Here is a 16,635-nt window from a genome sequence, read left to right as displayed (position 1 = left end):
GATCCTTTTTGCCGGACGGGGGTATCTGGAAAGGGGGCGGTGAGCGTGCATCGAGCAAGGTGTAGCGGACCGCATAGCAGTGAGCACGATCCGGAGGGCGTGACCGGCTGGGGAGCCGGCACAGACGGCGTTCGTGTGAGGTGAGCATCGATGCCCGCCGAACTCGAGACGCAGGCCATCGCGGCCACCACCCGGGACTGGGTCCGCGCCGTCTACAGCGGCAGCGGCCTGACCGTTTCACCGGAACATCTGGAACGGGTTTTCGCCGGGATCATCGACGAACTGCTGGATCTGGCCGGCTCGGAACCGTTTCCGGTCCCGGCCGCCCGCGCCGTCGGCCGCCGGCTGGCCGAGACGCCGTTCGATCGCACCCGGATGCTGGCGCCGGCGACCCGCGCGCTGCTGGGCTTCGCCCCGGGTGAGCCGGGCGCCCTGGTGGCGACCCGGTGGCCGTTCGTGGCCAGCCATGCCATCGACGCCTACGCCGAGGCGCTGCAGCAGCGGGCCCTGGCCCAGCAGGAGCGAAATCTGACGGCGGCGGTGTCGGTGCGAGTGCAGGAGATCGCCGCGCTGCAGCACCGGCTGCGCCACGAGGCCACCCACGACGCGCTCACCGACCTGGCCAACCGGTCGCTGCTGCAGGAGCGCGTCCGGCTGATGGCGACCGACCGCGCCCGCGGCGTCGGGCTGCTGCTGATCGACCTGGACGATTTCAAGCAGATCAACGACGGCCACGGCCACGCGGTCGGCGACGAGGTGCTGGTGGAGATATCGCGCCGGCTCCGCGCGACCTGCCCGGACGACACGGTGGTCTGCCGGTACGGGGGCGACGAGTTCGTCCTCGCGCTGCCCGCCCGCCGAAATACGCTGGGCGAGCTGGCCATGCGGATCCTCGGCACCCTGCAGAACCCGGTGCCCACCAGCTCGGGTCCGGTGCCGGTATCGGCCAGCGTCGGCACCGCGTACTGCCCGCCCGGTCGCTCCTGCGACTTCTCCGACCTGCTGCGCAGTGCCGACCGGGCGATGTACTCGGCGAAGACGGCCGGTAAGCGCAGGTTCGCGCTGTCCGAACTCGACGACGAGGAGCCCGAGCCCGGCGGGTACGCCCCCGCCAGGCTCGCCGACCTCGACGACTACGACACCACCCTGGCGGGCTGAGCGACCGCGGCGCCGACCGGGCGAGGTGACCCCGATGCTTGCCTTCTCGGCGTCCGATCGGCCCGTCGGCGTCCGCGTACGCTGGTCGATGTGACAACGCTTCTGGTCCTCGTGGTGGTCGTCCTGGCGGTGTTTCTGGCCGTGACGTACTTCGGCCGCTCCGCGCAACGCAACCGGCAGGCCACGCAGCTGGCCGATGCCAAGGCCGAGGCCCGCCGCCTCACCGAGCGGCTCGGTGGGCAGGTCTACAACCTGGTCGGCAGCAACGACGCGTCCAAGCAGGCCCTGGCCGACGCCGGCGAACGGCTGAACGCGGCCGGTTCGCAGATCGACCAGGCGACCACTGTCGCGCAGGCTCGCCTGGCGAAGGAGACCGCGGTGGAGGGCCTGTACTACGTGCGGGCCGCGCGCACCGCGATGAACCTGGACCCGGGCCCGCCGGTGCCCGAACTCGACGGACAGCGCTCGGCGGGACAGGTCACCGAGGACCGCACGGTGGACTTCGAGGGCCGCCGGATCGAGGCGTCGCCGTCACCGTCGCCGCAGACCCCCAATTACTACCCCGGCGGCCGGGTCGCCGGGCGCCCGGTGCCCGCGGGCTGGTACTCCGAGCCGTGGTGGAAGACGGCCTTGGTAGCGGGCGCCTGGGGTATCGGGTCGGTGCTGCTGTTCGACGCCCTCTTCAGCGGCATGTCCGGGGTGGCGTACGGGGCCACGGGATTCGAGAACGGTTACGGCGAAGGCTATGACGCGGGCTTGCAGGCCGGGCAGGACGGCGGCGACCAGGGTGGTGCCGACCAAGGCGGCGGAGATCCCGGCGGGGACCCGGGCGGATTCGACGGCGGCGGCAGTGGGTTCGACGGCGGCAGTGGGTTCGACGGCGGCGGCTTCGATATGGGCGGCGGGTTCGACGGCGGCGGCTTCTGACCTGTCACCGACCTGAGCATCCGGCGGCTGATGGCTGCGGCAGCTTCTGAACCCGGCAACTTCTCAGCCCGGCGCGGGTCAGCCAACCGCGAGTGCGAACCACGGCAACTTCTGAACCCGGTGTCGGTCGGCAACTGCGGCGTGCGAGCCCTGTTTTCTGCTCCGACTCAAAGGTTCCCGGTGAACGGGTTGGCGGTGAGGCTGTACAGGCCCTGGGCGATCCAGTGGGCATGTTCCGCGTCGGGGGACGGGCGCGGGGCGGAGGTGATCGCTGCCGCCAAGGCGTGCAGCTCGGGTGCCGGAAGCAGCGTCCCATTCGACTGTCGCAGGGGCAGTTTCACCGTGGCGCCGGCTTGGACATCCTGCGCGACCAGCCGCGGGATCCGGCGACCGGTCGATACCACGGTCATTCCGGAGCCCGTCGACACCGCCGTATTCTCCGCTACCGAGTCGACCCACACGCGCGCGTGCGCCAAGTTCGCCCGGCGTGTGGAGTAGGCGCCGCGCACGGCGAGCGTGGTGCCCTCCAGCCATGCGGCCCTTCGGGTCACGTACAACAGCGCGTGCCCGACGAAGGCCACTATCGGCACGATCACCGCGACACCCAGCAGGATCGCCGCAGTGGAACCCAGCACCGTCAAGACGGCGAGAACCAACAGCAACAGCGCCGGAATCAGCAGCAGCGCAAGGCATCCGACGGTGACCGTCCGGGCCGTGCCCATCGCGATACTCAGGCGCTGCGTCCGCACGCCGATCGGCCCTCCCATGACACCTCTCCGTCGGAAACCCGGCGCCCCATGCTACATCGTTGCTCCGCGGGTTCAGCCCGGCTGACAGGTGGGGCACCAGAACAGGTTTCGGCCCTCCAGCACGCTGTGCAGGACCGTCGAGCCGCAGATGCGGCAGGGCTCCCCCGCGCGCCGGTAGACGTAGGTGCGGGGCTTGCCGTCGGCGTATGACGGTGCGCCGCGGTCGTGTTCGCGGCGCACGACCACGATCTTGCCGCGCCGCACCCCGACCCGCATGAGCTCGACCAGGTCGGCCCACAGCTCGTCCCACTCGTCCGCGGTCAGGTCGCGGCCGCGGCGCTGCGGCGAGATGCCGTGCCGGAACAGCAGTTCGGCGCGATAGACGTTGCCGACGCCCGCGACCACTGCCTGATCCATCAGCAACGCTCCGAGCGGCCGCGACGAGCGCCGGATGCGCTCCCAGGCCCGATCCGGATCGGCGTTGCGGCGCAACGGGTCCGGGCCCAGCCGCGCGGTCAGGGCCGACACCTCCGGATCGTGCAGCACCTCGCACGCGGTGGGACCGCGCAGATCGGTGCCGTACGCCTCGGCGGTGCGGCCGCCGCCGATCATCCGCATCCGCACCTGCCCCACCGGATCACCCAGTGGCCCGGCCGATTCGGTGAAGGTGCCGTACAGGCCCAGGTGCACGTGCACGACCAGTCCCGAATCGTAGTGGTGCAGAAGGTGTTTGCCCCACGCCTCGGCCCGCACCAGAACGTGCCCGTCCACCAGTGCGGCACCGTCGGCGAAGCGGCCCTGCGGGCTCGATACCCGCACGACTCCCCCGGCGAAGCGCTTGTGGTGCAACTTCGCCAGCCGATGCAGCGTATGACCCTCAGGCATTTATGACGTCCGCCTCACCGGCCCGCGCTCAGCTGGGGACCGCGGGCGCCTCGCCGGTCTTCTCGTACTCGGCGAGAATGTCGATGCGGCGCTGGTGGCGGGCCTCGCCCGACCACGGGGTGGCCACGAAGGCGTCGACGATGGCGAGCGCGTCCTCGGTGCTGTGCATGCGGCCGCCGATACCCATGAGCTGGGCGTTGTTGTGCTCGCGCGCCAGCCGGGCGGTCTCGACGCTCCAGGCCAGCGCGCAGCGGGCGCCGGGCACCTTGTTGGCGGCGATCTGCTCGCCGTTCCCGCTGCCGCCGAGCACGATGCCGAGGCTGCCCGGATCGGCGACGACACGGCGCGCGGCATCGATGCAGAACGCCGGGTAATCATCCGCGGCGTCGTACTCGTGGGCACCGCAGTCGACGACCTCGTGACCGGCCCGCTGCAGGTGGTCCTTGACGTGGTTCTTCAGTTCGAAGCCGGCATGGTCGGCACCCAGGTATACGCGCATGGCAGGCATTGTGTCAGGCGCTCGGGGGCCGTTTCGCCCGGGGCCGAGGCATGCCGCGCGGGCCCCGCCGGGTGCGCCGACAGCATGGCGAGCGAACACTGCCTAGGGTTGCAGCTATGCAGCCCGAGGACAGAACGTCGCCTCCGACAGCACATTCGGTGCCCGCCGCGGGACCGGCCGACCGCGGTCTCACCGGTATTCCCGGCTGGGACCCGCAGGACGGTCCGCCGGGCTGGGCGCCGCAGACGCCGTATTCGCCCCCGCATCCGCCGGTGGTCCAGCAGACCCGGGGGCTGTCGCCGTTCGGCATGCCCGCGCGGCACAGCTGGGAGATTCCGCTGCTGGTGATCGTCATCGTCGTCACCGTCCTGGGCTACCTGCTCAGCCTGCTGCTGTTGTTCGTCGGCGAGATCAACGACTACATGCTCCTGCTGCTGGCGGCGCCGCTGCTGTTGTATCTCGGCCGCGGTCTGAATTACGCGATGCAGCGGGTCAATGCGGTGAAGATGTCGCCCACCCAGTTTCCCGAGGGCTATCGGATGGTGCAGGAGGCGGCACAGCGCTTCGGGATGGCCACCGTCCCCGACGCCTTCGTCCTGATGGGCAGCGGGCAGATCAACGCCTTCGCCTCCGGGCACGGGTTCCGCCGCTACGTCGTCGTCTACAGCGACATGTTCGAGGTGGGCGGCCGGGCTCGCGACCCCGATGCGCTGGCGTTCATCGTCGGCCACGAGGTCGGGCACATCGCGGCCGGGCATGTGTCCTACTGGCGGCAGCTGGGCATGTTCCTGGTGCCGTTCCTGCCGATCCTCGGCAATTCGCTGATCCGCAGCCAGGAGTACACCGCCGATAATCACGGCTACTGCAACCGGCACCTCGGCGCACCCGGGGCGATGCGGGTCCTGGCGGGCGGCAAATGGCTCAACCCGCTGGTCCGGTTCGACGAGATGGCCGATCGGGCGGCGCAGGAGAAGGGGTTCTTCGTCTGGATCGCCAACGCCATGTCCTCGCATCCCGTACTGACCTGGCGCATGTGGGCCCTGCGCGACCGCAGCAGGCACGGCAAGCTGTTCTGGCGCCCGAGCGCCCCGGTCCCGCCGGGCAACCAGGGCCCACCACCGGGATATCCGCCGATGAGCGGGCCGGGCTACGCACCGGGACAGTTGCCGGGCGGGCAGGGCTACCAGCCGGGCGCCCCAGGACAACCGCCGAGCTCGCAGGGCTACCAGCCGACCACACCCGGCCAACCGCCGAGCACACAGGGCCACCAGCCGACCACGCCCGGCCAACCGCCAAGCGCACAGAGCTACCAACCCACACCCGGCCAACCGCCGAACACACAGGGCCACCAGCCAGGCATCCCGGGCCAACAGCCGACCTCGCAGGCCTACCAGCCGACCACACTCGGACAAACTTCGAGCACACAGGGTTACCAACCGAGCCCACCCTGGCAGCAATCGAGCACGCAGAGCTACCTGAGCTCGCCGGGACCGTCTCCGAGCGGACAGAGCTACGGGCCGAACGATCCGGGCCTTTCGCCGAGCGGACCGCAAGCTCGGCCGTCGGCTACACCCGAGTCCGCGGCGGGCGAACCTGGGCAATCGTCAGGTGGGTGGCACCGGCCGGACGATCAAGGCCCGCCACCCGGCGGGCAGAAATATCAGTCGCCGACCACCTCCGGGCCATCCTCTGCGGGACCGGAAAACCAGCCTCCGGGCGTGCCGCAGGGTCAGTCGTCGGGTGGCTGGGGATATCAGCAGGGCCAGTCGCCGGGCGATCAAGGACCCGCAGCGGGCGGGCAGATCTACCCGCCGACCACACCCGAGCCACCACCTTCGGAAAATCCACCGCCGGTCGACAGCACGGACGACGAACCCCCCGGCCCGTCCTCGAATCCGACCGAGCAGCAATAAGTTTCACCGCGACCGGAGATTATCCGTCGTCGCGTGAGCGGCCGATGCCCCGGGCGGACGGCCCGGGGCATCGGCCCGCGACCTCAGTCGAACTGGGGGTCCTCGGTGCGCGTGCGCTTGAGTTCGAAGAAGTGCGGGTAGGAGGCGAGGGCGACCGCGCCGTCCCACACCTTGCCCGCATCCTCACCGCGCGGGATGCGGGACAGCACCGGGCCGAAGAAGGCGACGTCGTTGATGTGGATGGTGGGCGTGCCGACGTCCTTGCCGACCTTGTCCATCCCGGCGTGATGGCTCTCGCGCAGCGCCGCGTCGTACTCGGTGCTGTCGGCGGCCGCGGCCAGTTCGGCGGGCAGGCCGAGTTCGGCCAGGGATTCGGCGATGACCACGGCCAGCCGCTCGCCCCGGTCCTCCTGCGGGTACTCGTCGCGGCGGTTGTGGATCCGGGTGCCCATCGCGGTGTAGAGCGGGGCGAGCACCTTCTCACCGTGCTGCTGGGCGGCCGCGATCGCCACCCGGACCGGCCCCCACGCGGACTTCATCAGCTCCACGTAGATCTCCGGCAGGTCCTCGCGGTCCTCGTTCAGCACCGCCAGGCTCATCACGTGGAAACGGGTCTCGATATCGCGGACCTTCTCGACCTCGAGAATCCAGCGGGATGTGATCCAGCACCACGGGCACAGCGGGTCGAACCAGAAGTCCACGCGGTCCTTGGTGCCGGACGGGGTCGTCGTATCGCTCACGTCGGAGTCCTCTCGGGAAGTCGGGGCGGCACCGCATCGCACAGGTGCCGTCGACACTCATCAACGACGGAAACTTCCGGATATTTCCCGACCCGGCCCCGCGCCGGGCAGTAGGGTCGGAAATGACCTGGCCGCCGTTGTTCGGAGGTTCTCATGACCACAGATTCCAGGTTTGTCATCGTCGGCGGCGGGCTGGCCGCGGCCAAGCTCGCGGAGGCGTTGCGCGGCAACGATTTCGACGGCACGCTCACCCTGATCAGCGAGGAGGAGCATCTCCCCTACGAGCGGCCGCCGCTGTCGAAGGAACATCTGCTGGGCAAGCAGGCGCTGGCCGACTTCACCACCGATCCCGGCCAGTGGTATCGGGACCACCACGTCGAGGTCATGCTCGGCACCACCGTGACCGCGATCGACCGCGCCTCGAAAACCGTTGCCCTGCCGGATGGTTCGACCCTGCCCTACGACAAGCTGGCATTGGCTACGGGATCGCGGCCGCGGCGGCTGCCGATCCCCGGCGCCGACGCCCAGGGCGTGTACGAACTGCGCACCATCGAGCAGTCCGACGCCCTGATCGCACTGTTCGGCTCGGCGCGACGGTTGGCGGTGATCGGTGCGGGCTGGATCGGCCTGGAGGTGACGGCCGCGGCCCGCGCCGCCGGTGTCGAGGTGACCGTGCTGGAGGCCGAGCAGGTGCCGCTGCAGGCTGCACTCGGCACCGAGATGGGCGAGGTGTTCGCCGACCTGCACCGCTCCCACGGCGTCGACCTGCGCTGCGGGGTCCGGGTCGCCGAAATCACCACCTCCGGCGGCACGGCGACGGGGGTGCGCCTCGAGGACGACACGGTGATCGAGGCCGACGCGGTGCTGCAGGCGGTGGGCGCGCGGCCGAATACCGAGCTGGCCGCCGACGCGGGCCTCGCCGTGGCGGGCGGCGTGCTGGTGGACGAGAGCCTGGCGACCGGCGATCCGGATATCGTCGCGGTCGGCGATATCGCCGATCAGCAGCATCCGGTGCTCGGTCAGCGCATCCGGGTCGAGCACTGGGCGAATGCGCTCAATCAACCGGCGGTGGCGGCGCTGACGATGCTCGGCAAGCCCGCCGCCTACGACCGGCTGCCGTACTTCTTCACCGACCAGTACGACCTGGGGATGGAGTACACCGGCTACGTCGCGCCGGGCGAGGAGGCGTCCGTCGTGGTGCGCGGAGATACCGGCAAGCGCGAATTCGTGGCGTTCTGGCTGGATTCCGGTAATCGGGTGCTGGCGGGCATGAACGTCAACGTCTGGGATGTCACCGATCGGATCAAGGAGTTGATCAAGACGGGAGATCCGGTCGACCCGCAGCGACTGGCCGACACCTCGACGCCGCTGTGAGCTGCCGACCGGCGGCCTTTCCGAGGGAGGAATGACGTGCCGTACGAGAAGGATTCGCGCGTCGACGCCTATATCGACGCGCTTCCGGCCTGGCAACAGAAGATCTGCCACCAGGTCCGCGATCTGGTGCACGCCGCCGATCCGGAAGTCACGGAGACGGTCAAGCGCACGGTGCAGCCGTACTTCGTGCTGCAGGGCAATATCTGCGCGCTACTGGCCACCAAGGACCACGTGAACGTCTTCCTGTACGACGGTGGCCTCACTCCCGATCCGGAAGGCATCGTCACCGGCGGCCACGACAACAAGACCGGGCGCACGATCGCCGTCTACGAGAACGACAAGATCAACACCAGCGCCCTGACGGAGATGTTCCGACACATCATCGCGACCAATCGTGCGGGCGGATGGCGAAAGGTCAAGGCGCGGAGCTGATCTGGCCCCGGCCAAAAGCATGCCGGGGACGACGGGGCGGACGCGCATGCCGGGGACGACGGAGTTGGACGCGCCGAAAAGGCGAGGATCAGCCGCGCGTTCCCCAGCCACTTCCCGTGATCAGTTCGTAGGCCTCCATGTATTTCTGGCGGGTGGCGGCGACGATGTCGGCGGGGATCTCCGGGCCCGGGGGCTCCTTGTCCCAGCCGGTCGAGGTCGCCCAGTCGCGCACGAACTGCTTGTCGAAGGAGCGCTGCGGGCGGCCGGGCTCCCATTCGGCGGCGGGCCAGTAGCGCGAGGAGTCGGAGGTCAGCACCTCGTCGCCGAGGGTGAGAACGTCTCCGTCCCAGCCGAATTCGACCTTCGTGTCCGCGATGATCACGCCGCGTTCGGCGGCGTAGGCGGCGCCACGGGAATACACACCCAGGGTGAGATCTCGCAGGCGTTCGGCGACCTCGCGGCCCTCCTGCCGCACCACGTCGTCGAAGGTGATCGGCTCGTCGTGCCCCTCGGCCGCCTTGGTGGTGGGCGTGAAGATCGGCGCGGGCAGCTTGTCGCCCTCGCGCAGCCCCGGCGGCAGCGCGATGCCGGAGACCGAACCGGTGCGCTCGTATTCCTTCAGCCCCGAACCGGACAGGTATCCGCGGGCGATGCACTCGACCTGCACCATCTTCAGCGGTTTGACGCGCACCGCGCGCCCGGCGAATTCGTCCGGCACATCGGTGGCCGACAGCACGTGGTTGGGCACATCGGAGAAGTACTCGAACCACCAGTTCGACAGCTGGGTCAGCAACGCACCCTTGTCCGGAATCGGCGTCGGCAGCACCACGTCGTAGACCGACACCCGATCGGAGGCGACCAGGAGCAGCGAGCCGCCGTCCTCGTACAGATCGCGCACCTTGCCGGAGTGGATGTGCTTCAACTGTCCTCCTCGTGGATGCTCGACAACCTCAGCCTCCCGAGCCGAGAATGCGCGGGACGGCCGCCTGAACGCTGCACAGCCTACCGAGGGCATCGCCGACCGACCGACACGTGTGCCCACGATCGGCGACCGACTGACCAGCTCGTTGCAGGTCGGCACGCCCGGCCCCCTACCGACGTGGCATTGTGGGGTTTGTCGCGCTCTCATCATCGGCGATGAGCGGCTGCCCGGCACAGCTCTCCGATCAGCGAAGGAGTCTCCTTGTCCGCACCGAATCTCACCCGCGAGCAGGCGGTCGCGCGCGCCGCGACGATCAGCGTGGAGAACTATCGCGTCGAACTCGACCTGACCGGGCAGCCCACCAACGCCGAGGCGGCGGCGTCGGAGACGTTCCATTCGCGATCCACCGTGACGTTCACGGCCACACCCGGATCGCAGACGTTCGTCGACATCGTCGCGGCCGGGGTGCGGTCGGCGGTGCTGAACGGCGTGGCGCTGGAGGTCGGCGACTACGACGAGTCCGAGGGCCTCACGCTGACCGGTCTGGCCGAGCGCAACGAGCTGACGGTCGAGGCCGACTGCGAGTACTCGCACACCGGCGAGGGCCTGCACCGCTTCGTCGACCCGACCGACGACAAGGTCTACCTCTACTCGCAGTTCGAGACCGCCGATGCCAAGCGGATGTTCGCCTGCTTCGACCAGCCGGACCTCAAGGCGACCTACGACATCACCGTGACCGCCCCCGAGGACTGGGAGGTCATCTCCAACGGCGCCGCGGTCGAAACGCACAAGACCGGCACGGTGATCCGGCACGTGTTCGGCACCACGCCGCGCATGAGCACCTACCTGGTGGCACTGATCGCGGGCCCCTACGCGAAGTGGACCGACACCTACACCGACGACCACGGCAGCATCCCGCTGGGCATCTACTGCCGGGCCTCGCTGGCCGAATTCATGGACGCCGAGCGGCTTTTCACCGAGACCAAGCAGGGCTTCGGCTTCTATCACCGCAATTTCGGTGTGCCGTACGCCTTCGGCAAGTACGACCAGCTGTTCGTGCCCGAATTCAATGCGGGCGCAATGGAGAACGCGGGGGCGGTCACCTTCCTCGAGGACTACGTGTTCCGCTCCAAGGTGACCCGCGCCTCCTACGAGCGCCGCTGCGAGACCGTGCTGCACGAGATGGCGCACATGTGGTTCGGCGACCTGGTCACCATGAAGTGGTGGGACGACCTGTGGCTGAACGAGTCGTTCGCCACCTTCGCCTCGGTGCTGGCCATGACCTCGGCCACCGAATACTCCAGCGCCTGGACCACTTTCGCGAATGTGGAGAAGTCGTGGGCGTACCGGCAGGACCAGCTGCCGTCCACCCATCCCATCGCCGCCGACATCCCCGACCTGGCGGCCGTCGAGGTCAACTTCGACGGAATCACCTACGCCAAGGGCGCTTCGGTGCTCAAGCAGCTGGTGGCGTATGTGGGCCTGGAACCGTTCCTGGCGGGCCTGCGCGACTACTTCGCCCAGCACGCCTACGGCAACGCCACCTTCGACGACCTGGTGGGTGCGCTCGAAAAGGCTTCCGGCCGTGACCTTTCCGATTGGGGCGCGCAGTGGCTGAAGACCACCGGGCTCAACACCCTGCGCCCGGACTTCGACGTGGACGCCGACGGGAAGTTCACCCGGTTCGCCGTGGTCCAGGAGGGCGCGGCGCCCGGCGCGGGTGAGCGCCGGGTGCACCGGCTGGCCGTCGGCGTCTACGACGACCAGGACGGAAAGCTGGTGCGCACCAAGCGAGTCGAACTGGACCTCGACGCCGCGGAAAGCACCGAGGTGCCCGATCTCGTCGGTGTCGCGCGCGGCAAGCTGGTGCTGATCAACGACGACGACCTCACCTACTGCTCGCTGCGGCTGGACCCGGATTCGCTGGACACGGTGACGACGCGCATCGCCGATATCGCCGAATCGCTGCCGCGCACGCTGTGCTGGTCGGCGGCGTGGGAGATGACGCGCCAGGCCGAGATGCGGGCCCGCGACTTCGTCGCGCTGGTGCAGCGCGGTATCGGCGCGGAGACCGAAATCGGTGTGGTGCAACGGATTCTGATGCAGGCCCACACCGCGCTGGCCAGCTACGCCGAGCCGGAGTGGGCCGCGCGGAACGGCTGGCCGGAGTTCGCCGATCGGCTGCTGGAGCTGGCGCGCGCGGCCGCGCCGGGTTCGGATCACCAGCTGGCGTTCGTCAACGCCCTGACCGGCGCGCGGCTGTCGCCGCAGCATGTCGAGGTGCTGGGTGCGCTGTACGAGAGCGGCGACCCGGACCGCGTCGGCCTCGCCGGGCTGGTGGTCGACACCGATCTGCGCTGGCGCCTGGTGCAGGCGCTGGCCAAGTCGGGCGCGATCGACGCCGACGGCGACGCCACCCCGGTGATCGACGCCGAGCTGGACCGCGATCCGACCGCCGCCGGTCGCCGTCAGGCCGCCGCCGCGACCGCCGCCCGACCGCAGGCGCCGGTGAAGGAGATCGCCTGGGAGACGGTGATGAACGACGATTCGGTCCCCAACATCACCGCCCGCGCCATCGTCGGCGGATTCGCCCCGGCGGGCCAGGCGGACCTGCTGGCCCCCTACGTCGAGCGCTACTTCGCCGATGTCCCCTCCGTGTGGGAGCGCCGCTCCAGCGAGGTCGCCCAGACCGTCGTGATCGGCCTCTATCCGCACTGGGCCATCAGCGACGAGGCGGTCGCCGTAGCCGACAAGTTCCTCGACGCCGACCACCCGCCGGCCCTGCGCCGCCTCGTCACCGAGGGCAAGGCGGGCATCGAACGCTCCCTGCGCGCCAGGGCCTTCGACGCCGAGTAGCCCAGCGCCTCGGGGCCGGACAACCCGCGCCGCCAGGGTCCCGCCCCTCGTCGGGACCCTGGCGGTGCGTCAGGGGAAGGGAGGGGCGATGTCGGCGATGGTGTACAGCATCACGTTGCTGTTGCGGAATTCGATGCCGGTGTCGGGGGCGTCGGCTACGGCTCGCCAGGCATCGAGGTGAGCGCGGGTTTCCCAGCGCTCGAAGTTGTTGACGCGCTGTGGGTTCAGCGAGTCGGCGGTGATGGCCACGTCGAGGCATCCCGGCGCCTCCCGTGCCCGCCGCACCAAGTCCCGATGCGCCGCTACGAACTCGTCGCGTCGCTCGGCGTCGACCGTCACGTATCCGGCGATGATCAACATTCAGGCACTCTCCTCCGCTCGCGGGCCGGCCCCACTGCCGTCGAGCGGGCGCCCGGTGGCCCGTAGCAGCAGGTCGATGACCGGACCCCGGATGTCTTGCGCGCCTTCGCCGTAGGTCCAGTCCGTATCGGTGGCCGTCAACCGCGCTCCGCGAACCCGTTGCGGCGCACCGTAGAACCGGCTGCCCAGCACCTGATCGAGCGCGACCACCACCCGCTCGGGCGGTGAGTGCAGGGTGCGCCCGAGCGGGCGGGCGATGTCCTGACCGTGCACGATGATGTCCACCAGCGGATCCGCCACTCCCGCGCCCGGCGCGCGGCGGTGCAGGTCGGCGCCTTCGCGCAGCTGGGCGATGAGCTCGGCGGGGGTGAAGCGCGCGGCGCGCTCGGTGGCCTGCACCGCGGTCATCCGGTTCCAGTCGAGCCTGGCGCGCACGACCCCGGCGATCGTGCCCCACAGCGTGTCCCGGTTGGACATGGTGATGTGGGCAAGCACCTCGTGCACCGTCCAGCCGTCACACAGCGATCGGCGCGACCATTCGGATTCGGTCAGGTCGTCGAGAAAGCCGGCGAGAGCGAGCCGTTCGGCGCACACCCACGTCCGGATCAGGTCTGGGTCCATCGTCGATCTCCCGGTCGTAGTCACACCGATACCGACGAATCGGCCCTCCGAAACTCATCGCACCCGCGTCGAGGAGTATCCCTCGACACCCGGCGCGGACCGCCGGACCGCCGCTTCGAACTGATCACCGCCCCTCGCTGCTGTGGGCAGATCCGCTCACAGCAGCGAGGGGCGGTTTTCGGGGGCGCGGTCGGGCACCGTGGGGTCATGGCTGACGACAACAAGACCCCGCTTTTCAGCTGGCGCGCCCGCGAGCAACTGCTCAGCCGCCGCGTCCTGGTGCTGGACGGAGGACTCGACGACGACAACGGCACCCTGCTCGCCACGCAACTGCTGACACTGGCCGCCGAGGATCCCGACTCCGGCATCTCGCTGTGGATCCACTCCCCCGGCGGGTCGGTGCCGTCGATGCTCGCGATCCGCGACGTGATGCGGCTGGTGCCGTGCGACGTCTCTACGCTGGCGCTCGGATTGGCCTGCAGCGCAGGGCAATTCCTGCTCTCCGCGGGCACCCGCGGTAAGCGGTTCGCCCTGCCGCACGCGCGGATTCTCATGCATCAGGGTTCGGCCGGTATCGGCGGCAGCGCCGGTGAGGTCGAGGTGCAGGCCGACGATCTGCGTCACACCGTCAACACCGTGCTCGGCCTCATCGCCGAGGACACCGGGCAGCCGTTCGAGCGGGTCTACGAGGATTCGCTGCACGACCGCTGGTTCACCGCGAGCCAGGCGCGCGAGTACGGCTTCATCGACGGCATCGTCGACTCGTTCCACCAGGTGATCCCGGAACGGCAGCGCGTGGGGATCACGGCATGAGCGGTCAGGCCCGGAGGCGGCAGCGGAGCGTAATCACGCAGGGCCCCGCTCGTGCCGCAAGACAACGCAGCATGAGCATCCATCTTTCGCGCTTTCAGGAGGCCGCGGCATGACCAGCTACACGATTCCCAATGTCATCGCGCGCGATCCGCGCGGCGAACGGATCATGGACGTCTACTCGCACCTGCTCACCGAGCGGATCGTCTACCTCGGCACCCCGATCGATTCCGGTGTCGCCAACGCGCTCATCGCGCAGCTGCTGCACCTGGACGCCGAGAGTGCGGGCCAGGAGATCAACCTCTACATCAACAGCGAGGGCGGCGACCTGCCCGCCATGCTCGCCGTCTACGACACCATGCAGCACATCTCGTCCCCGGTGGCGACGACCTGCGTCGGCCAGGCCATCGGCGTGAGTGCGGTGTTGCTCGCGGGTGGTGCGCAGGGCCGCCGCAGCGCGCTCGGCCACGCCCGGATCGTCTTGCACCAGCCCGCCGCCAGCGGCCGGGGCGCCATCCCGGACCTGATCATCCAGGCCGACGAACTGGTGCGGATGCGCGCCGAGATCGAAGCCATCCTGTCCGAGCACACGGGCCAGGAGGTGGAAACGCTGCGCCACGACACCGACCGGGACCGAGTCTTCACCGCCCAGGCGGCCATCGACTACGGGCTGGTCGACAAGATCCTCGGCGCCCGCGGCTGACCGATCGCTCGGTATCGGAGGCGAATTTCCTGTCGTACCTCGGCGATAGCCTGTGTGGTGTGGACGAGTTCGACGGTGTGGAGATCATCGCCTTCGCGAATGCCGAGGCCTTCGACGATTGGCTGGCCGAGCATCACACGCGCCACGAGGGTGTCTGGATCAAGGCCGCCAAGAAGTCGTCCGGCCTGCCGACGATCACCTCGGACGAGATGGTCGACGCCGGGCTGTGCTACGGCTGGATCTCCGGGCAGCGGCGCTCGCTCGATGAGCGGTACTACCTGCAGAAGTACGTGCCGCGCCGCGCCCGGAGCCTCTGGTCGCAGGTGAACGTCGACAAGGTCGCGATGCTGACGGCCGCGGGCCGCATGCGCGAGCCGGGCCTTGCCGAGGTGCGCAAGGCACAGGAGGACGGCCGATGGGCGGCGGCCTACGAGTCGCAGAAGACGGCGACCGTACCACCCGACCTCGCCCGGGCACTGCGTTCCGACCCGCAGGCCGCGGCCGCCTTCGAGACGCTGGACAAGACCGATCGCTACCTGGTGATCCTGCCGCTCCTGCAGGCCCTCACGCCGGAGGCCAGACGGACCCGGCTCGGCCAAGCACTGCAGGCGCTGCGGGGCACGACGCTGCAATAGGCGAACGACACCGAGAATTTCGTGAAAAGGCTTGCGGCACAGCGCGTACCGCCGAAACGGTAGCCGCTGCGCCGCCATCGCCCAGTCTTCGGCGACAGCAACCGCATGCGGTCGGTCAACAGCGCCCCGCGGCCGGACCCTCGGGCCGTCCGCGTAGCACGGCCGGTGTGTGCCTCCACGGGTCTGTGCGAGATCGTGCTCGGTACAGGCGGCGGGCAGTACACGGCCAGAGCGGCGTGCCGAATCGGCGAACGCTCAGGCTGCCAGGGCCATGAGGGTGGGGCCCGCAGGGCGGTCGGGCGCGGAGCGGTCCGGTGCGTCGGCTCGGGTGAGGTCGATCCGGCGGACCTTACGGGCCACCTCGATGAGGTCCGCTGGGGCAGTGCCGCGCGCTCCCACCAGCATGCTCGGCACCGCATTACCCCGCCGGGCGGCCGAGCGAGCCAGGGCGAGCCGCCGCTGACGACGCAGCTCGTCGGCGACCTGTTCGGTGAGCCCGCCGAGGGAGGTGCCGAGCGCACCCGCCAGGGCCGCGATCATCTCGCTGGACGGCTCCTTGCGCCCGCGCTCCACCTCGGACAGGTACTGCGGCGAAACCCCCGCGCGCCCCGCGGTTTCCGCGAGCGTCTCGCTCTGGTCCTGCCGCAGCGAGCGCAGCCGCTCCCCGAGCACCTCACGCCACAGCGGTTCCCGGACCGTCTCGTCCGGCGATTCGGGCGACCGGTCGTCGCGTCCGCCGGGAATCGAATGAAGTCGCGGGTGCTCGGCCATACTCCGAGCGTAAAGTCTGCCAACGGCTTTATGCCCCCCGATTCCGCTCAGAGCGTAATCACCCATGGTTCCCGCTCCGCATCAAGGATGCGGATTACACGAATCGATCACGGCCCTACCCCAGGCAGCAATGCGACGAAGGAGCGAGCCGAACAGAACCGGCCCACGGCCGAGCATCTCCGTCCCCCGCCAGCTCCGCCCTTTACCAACCCCGGCCGCGAAGCGAGAGCCTGACGACTACACCTGGGAGGTTTTCGGCGCGTCTCGATTTTCAGAGGCC

The 16,635-nt window shown here is 69.5% G+C and carries 16 protein-coding genes and 1 pseudogene; 9 read left to right on the top strand and 8 right to left on the bottom strand.

The window, feature by feature from the left end; all coding sequences use genetic code 11:
* Positions 1-150 precede the first annotated feature (150 nt).
* Both NM1_RS24035 and NM1_RS24030 read left to right on the top strand, forming a co-directional pair.
* On the top strand, positions 151-1,158 hold the full coding sequence (locus NM1_RS24035) for a GGDEF domain-containing protein (protein WP_068023980.1): 1,008 nt from the start codon (positions 151-153) through the stop codon (positions 1,156-1,158).
* 90 nt (positions 1,159-1,248) lie between these two features.
* A complete protein-coding gene (locus tag NM1_RS24030) occupies positions 1,249-2,085 on the top strand; it encodes a DUF1542 domain-containing protein (protein ID WP_114699438.1) in 837 nt (278 codons plus the stop codon).
* 167 nt (positions 2,086-2,252) lie between these two features.
* On the opposite strand, the gene NM1_RS24025 is transcribed toward NM1_RS24030, so the two are convergent.
* Genes NM1_RS24025 through NM1_RS24015 form a run of 3 tightly spaced genes read right to left on the bottom strand, consistent with a single transcriptional unit; the run spans position 2,253 to position 4,218 of the window.
* Positions 2,253-2,852 (bottom strand): hypothetical protein, encoded by a 600-nt coding sequence (locus NM1_RS24025; protein WP_068023974.1) that lies wholly within the window; start codon positions 2,850-2,852, stop codon positions 2,253-2,255.
* A gap of 54 nt (positions 2,853-2,906) precedes the next feature.
* Entirely contained in the window at positions 2,907-3,719 is an 813-nt protein-coding gene (locus tag NM1_RS24020) for an Fpg/Nei family DNA glycosylase (RefSeq protein ID WP_068023972.1), read from the bottom strand.
* A 28-nt stretch (positions 3,720-3,747) separates the two neighbouring features.
* On the bottom strand, positions 3,748-4,218 hold the full coding sequence (locus NM1_RS24015) for a ribose-5-phosphate isomerase (protein ID WP_068023969.1): 471 nt from the start codon (positions 4,216-4,218) through the stop codon (positions 3,748-3,750).
* A gap of 116 nt (positions 4,219-4,334) precedes the next feature.
* On the opposite strand from NM1_RS24015, the pseudogene NM1_RS42475 reads away from it, so the two are divergent.
* Positions 4,335-5,300: pseudogene (locus NM1_RS42475) on the top strand (M48 family metallopeptidase); the annotation flags it as partial.
* A 914-nt stretch (positions 5,301-6,214) separates the two neighbouring features.
* Here the strand turns inward: NM1_RS42475 and NM1_RS24005 are convergent.
* On the bottom strand, positions 6,215-6,871 hold the full coding sequence (locus NM1_RS24005; protein ID WP_068023966.1) for a mycothiol-dependent nitroreductase Rv2466c family protein: 657 nt from the start codon (positions 6,869-6,871) through the stop codon (positions 6,215-6,217).
* Between the two features lie 153 nt (positions 6,872-7,024).
* On the opposite strand from NM1_RS24005, the gene NM1_RS24000 reads away from it, so the two are divergent.
* Both NM1_RS24000 and NM1_RS23995 read left to right on the top strand, forming a co-directional pair.
* Positions 7,025-8,245: an NAD(P)/FAD-dependent oxidoreductase gene (locus NM1_RS24000; protein WP_068023963.1), complete on the top strand. Its 1,221-nt coding sequence runs from the start codon at positions 7,025-7,027 to the stop codon at positions 8,243-8,245.
* A 36-nt stretch (positions 8,246-8,281) separates the two neighbouring features.
* On the top strand, positions 8,282-8,677 hold the full coding sequence (locus NM1_RS23995) for a DUF1801 domain-containing protein (RefSeq protein ID WP_068023960.1): 396 nt from the start codon (positions 8,282-8,284) through the stop codon (positions 8,675-8,677).
* Between the two features lie 88 nt (positions 8,678-8,765).
* On the opposite strand, the gene NM1_RS23990 is transcribed toward NM1_RS23995, so the two are convergent.
* Positions 8,766-9,599, bottom strand: coding sequence for a phosphoribosylaminoimidazolesuccinocarboxamide synthase (locus NM1_RS23990; protein ID WP_068023957.1), 834 nt, complete (start codon positions 9,597-9,599; stop codon positions 8,766-8,768).
* Between the two features lie 261 nt (positions 9,600-9,860).
* On the opposite strand from NM1_RS23990, the gene pepN reads away from it, so the two are divergent.
* Positions 9,861-12,455, top strand: coding sequence for an aminopeptidase N (pepN, locus tag NM1_RS23985; RefSeq protein ID WP_068023954.1), 2,595 nt, complete (start codon positions 9,861-9,863; stop codon positions 12,453-12,455).
* A gap of 69 nt (positions 12,456-12,524) precedes the next feature.
* Here the strand turns inward: pepN and NM1_RS23980 are convergent, their stop codons facing one another.
* Positions 12,525-12,815, bottom strand: a complete 291-nt coding sequence (locus NM1_RS23980; RefSeq protein ID WP_068023951.1) for a putative quinol monooxygenase — start codon at positions 12,813-12,815, stop codon at positions 12,525-12,527.
* Positions 12,816-13,436: a maleylpyruvate isomerase family mycothiol-dependent enzyme gene (locus tag NM1_RS23975; RefSeq protein ID WP_068023948.1), complete on the bottom strand. Its 621-nt coding sequence runs from the start codon at positions 13,434-13,436 to the stop codon at positions 12,816-12,818.
* A gap of 207 nt (positions 13,437-13,643) precedes the next feature.
* On the opposite strand from NM1_RS23975, the gene NM1_RS23970 reads away from it, so the two are divergent.
* From NM1_RS23970 to NM1_RS23960, 3 genes are all read left to right on the top strand, one after another.
* Entirely contained in the window at positions 13,644-14,249 is a 606-nt protein-coding gene (locus NM1_RS23970; RefSeq protein ID WP_068023946.1) for a ClpP family protease, read from the top strand.
* A gap of 109 nt (positions 14,250-14,358) precedes the next feature.
* Positions 14,359-14,949 carry a ClpP family protease gene (locus NM1_RS23965; protein WP_068023943.1) on the top strand — a complete coding sequence of 197 codons (591 nt, stop codon included), beginning with the start codon at positions 14,359-14,361 and terminating at the stop codon, positions 14,947-14,949.
* A 59-nt stretch (positions 14,950-15,008) separates the two neighbouring features.
* A complete protein-coding gene (locus NM1_RS23960; protein ID WP_084519969.1) occupies positions 15,009-15,584 on the top strand; it encodes a YdeI/OmpD-associated family protein in 576 nt (191 codons plus the stop codon).
* Positions 15,585-15,839: 255 nt separating this feature from the next.
* Here the strand turns inward: NM1_RS23960 and NM1_RS44675 are convergent, their stop codons facing one another.
* Positions 15,840-16,355, bottom strand: coding sequence for a helix-turn-helix domain-containing protein (locus tag NM1_RS44675; RefSeq protein ID WP_084519968.1), 516 nt, complete (start codon positions 16,353-16,355; stop codon positions 15,840-15,842).
* Between the last annotated feature and the right edge of the window lie 280 nt (positions 16,356-16,635).

It is taken from the genome of Nocardia mexicana NBRC 108244 (assembly GCF_001613165.1).
GTDB classification, from domain to species: domain Bacteria; phylum Actinomycetota; class Actinomycetes; order Mycobacteriales; family Mycobacteriaceae; genus Nocardia; species Nocardia mexicana.
This window is presented reverse-complemented; position numbering and strand designations above follow the sequence as displayed.

Coding starts and splice junctions, on each gene's coding strand:
- NM1_RS24035 (WP_068023980.1), top strand. CDS start 151: ATGCCCGCCGAACTCGAGACGCAGGCCATCGCGGCCACCACCCGGGAC.
- NM1_RS24025 (WP_068023974.1), bottom strand. CDS start 2,852: ATGGGAGGGCCGATCGGCGTGCGGACGCAGCGCCTGAGTATCGCGATG.
- NM1_RS24020 (WP_068023972.1), bottom strand. CDS start 3,719: ATGCCTGAGGGTCATACGCTGCATCGGCTGGCGAAGTTGCACCACAAG.
- NM1_RS24015 (WP_068023969.1), bottom strand. CDS start 4,218: ATGCGCGTATACCTGGGTGCCGACCATGCCGGCTTCGAACTGAAGAAC.
- NM1_RS24000 (WP_068023963.1), top strand. CDS start 7,025: ATGACCACAGATTCCAGGTTTGTCATCGTCGGCGGCGGGCTGGCCGCG.
- NM1_RS23980 (WP_068023951.1), bottom strand. CDS start 12,815: ATGTTGATCATCGCCGGATACGTGACGGTCGACGCCGAGCGACGCGAC.
- NM1_RS23975 (WP_068023948.1), bottom strand. CDS start 13,436: ATGGACCCAGACCTGATCCGGACGTGGGTGTGCGCCGAACGGCTCGCT.
- NM1_RS23970 (WP_068023946.1), top strand. CDS start 13,644: ATGGCTGACGACAACAAGACCCCGCTTTTCAGCTGGCGCGCCCGCGAG.
- NM1_RS23965 (WP_068023943.1), top strand. CDS start 14,359: ATGACCAGCTACACGATTCCCAATGTCATCGCGCGCGATCCGCGCGGC.
- NM1_RS44675 (WP_084519968.1), bottom strand. CDS start 16,355: ATGGCCGAGCACCCGCGACTTCATTCGATTCCCGGCGGACGCGACGAC.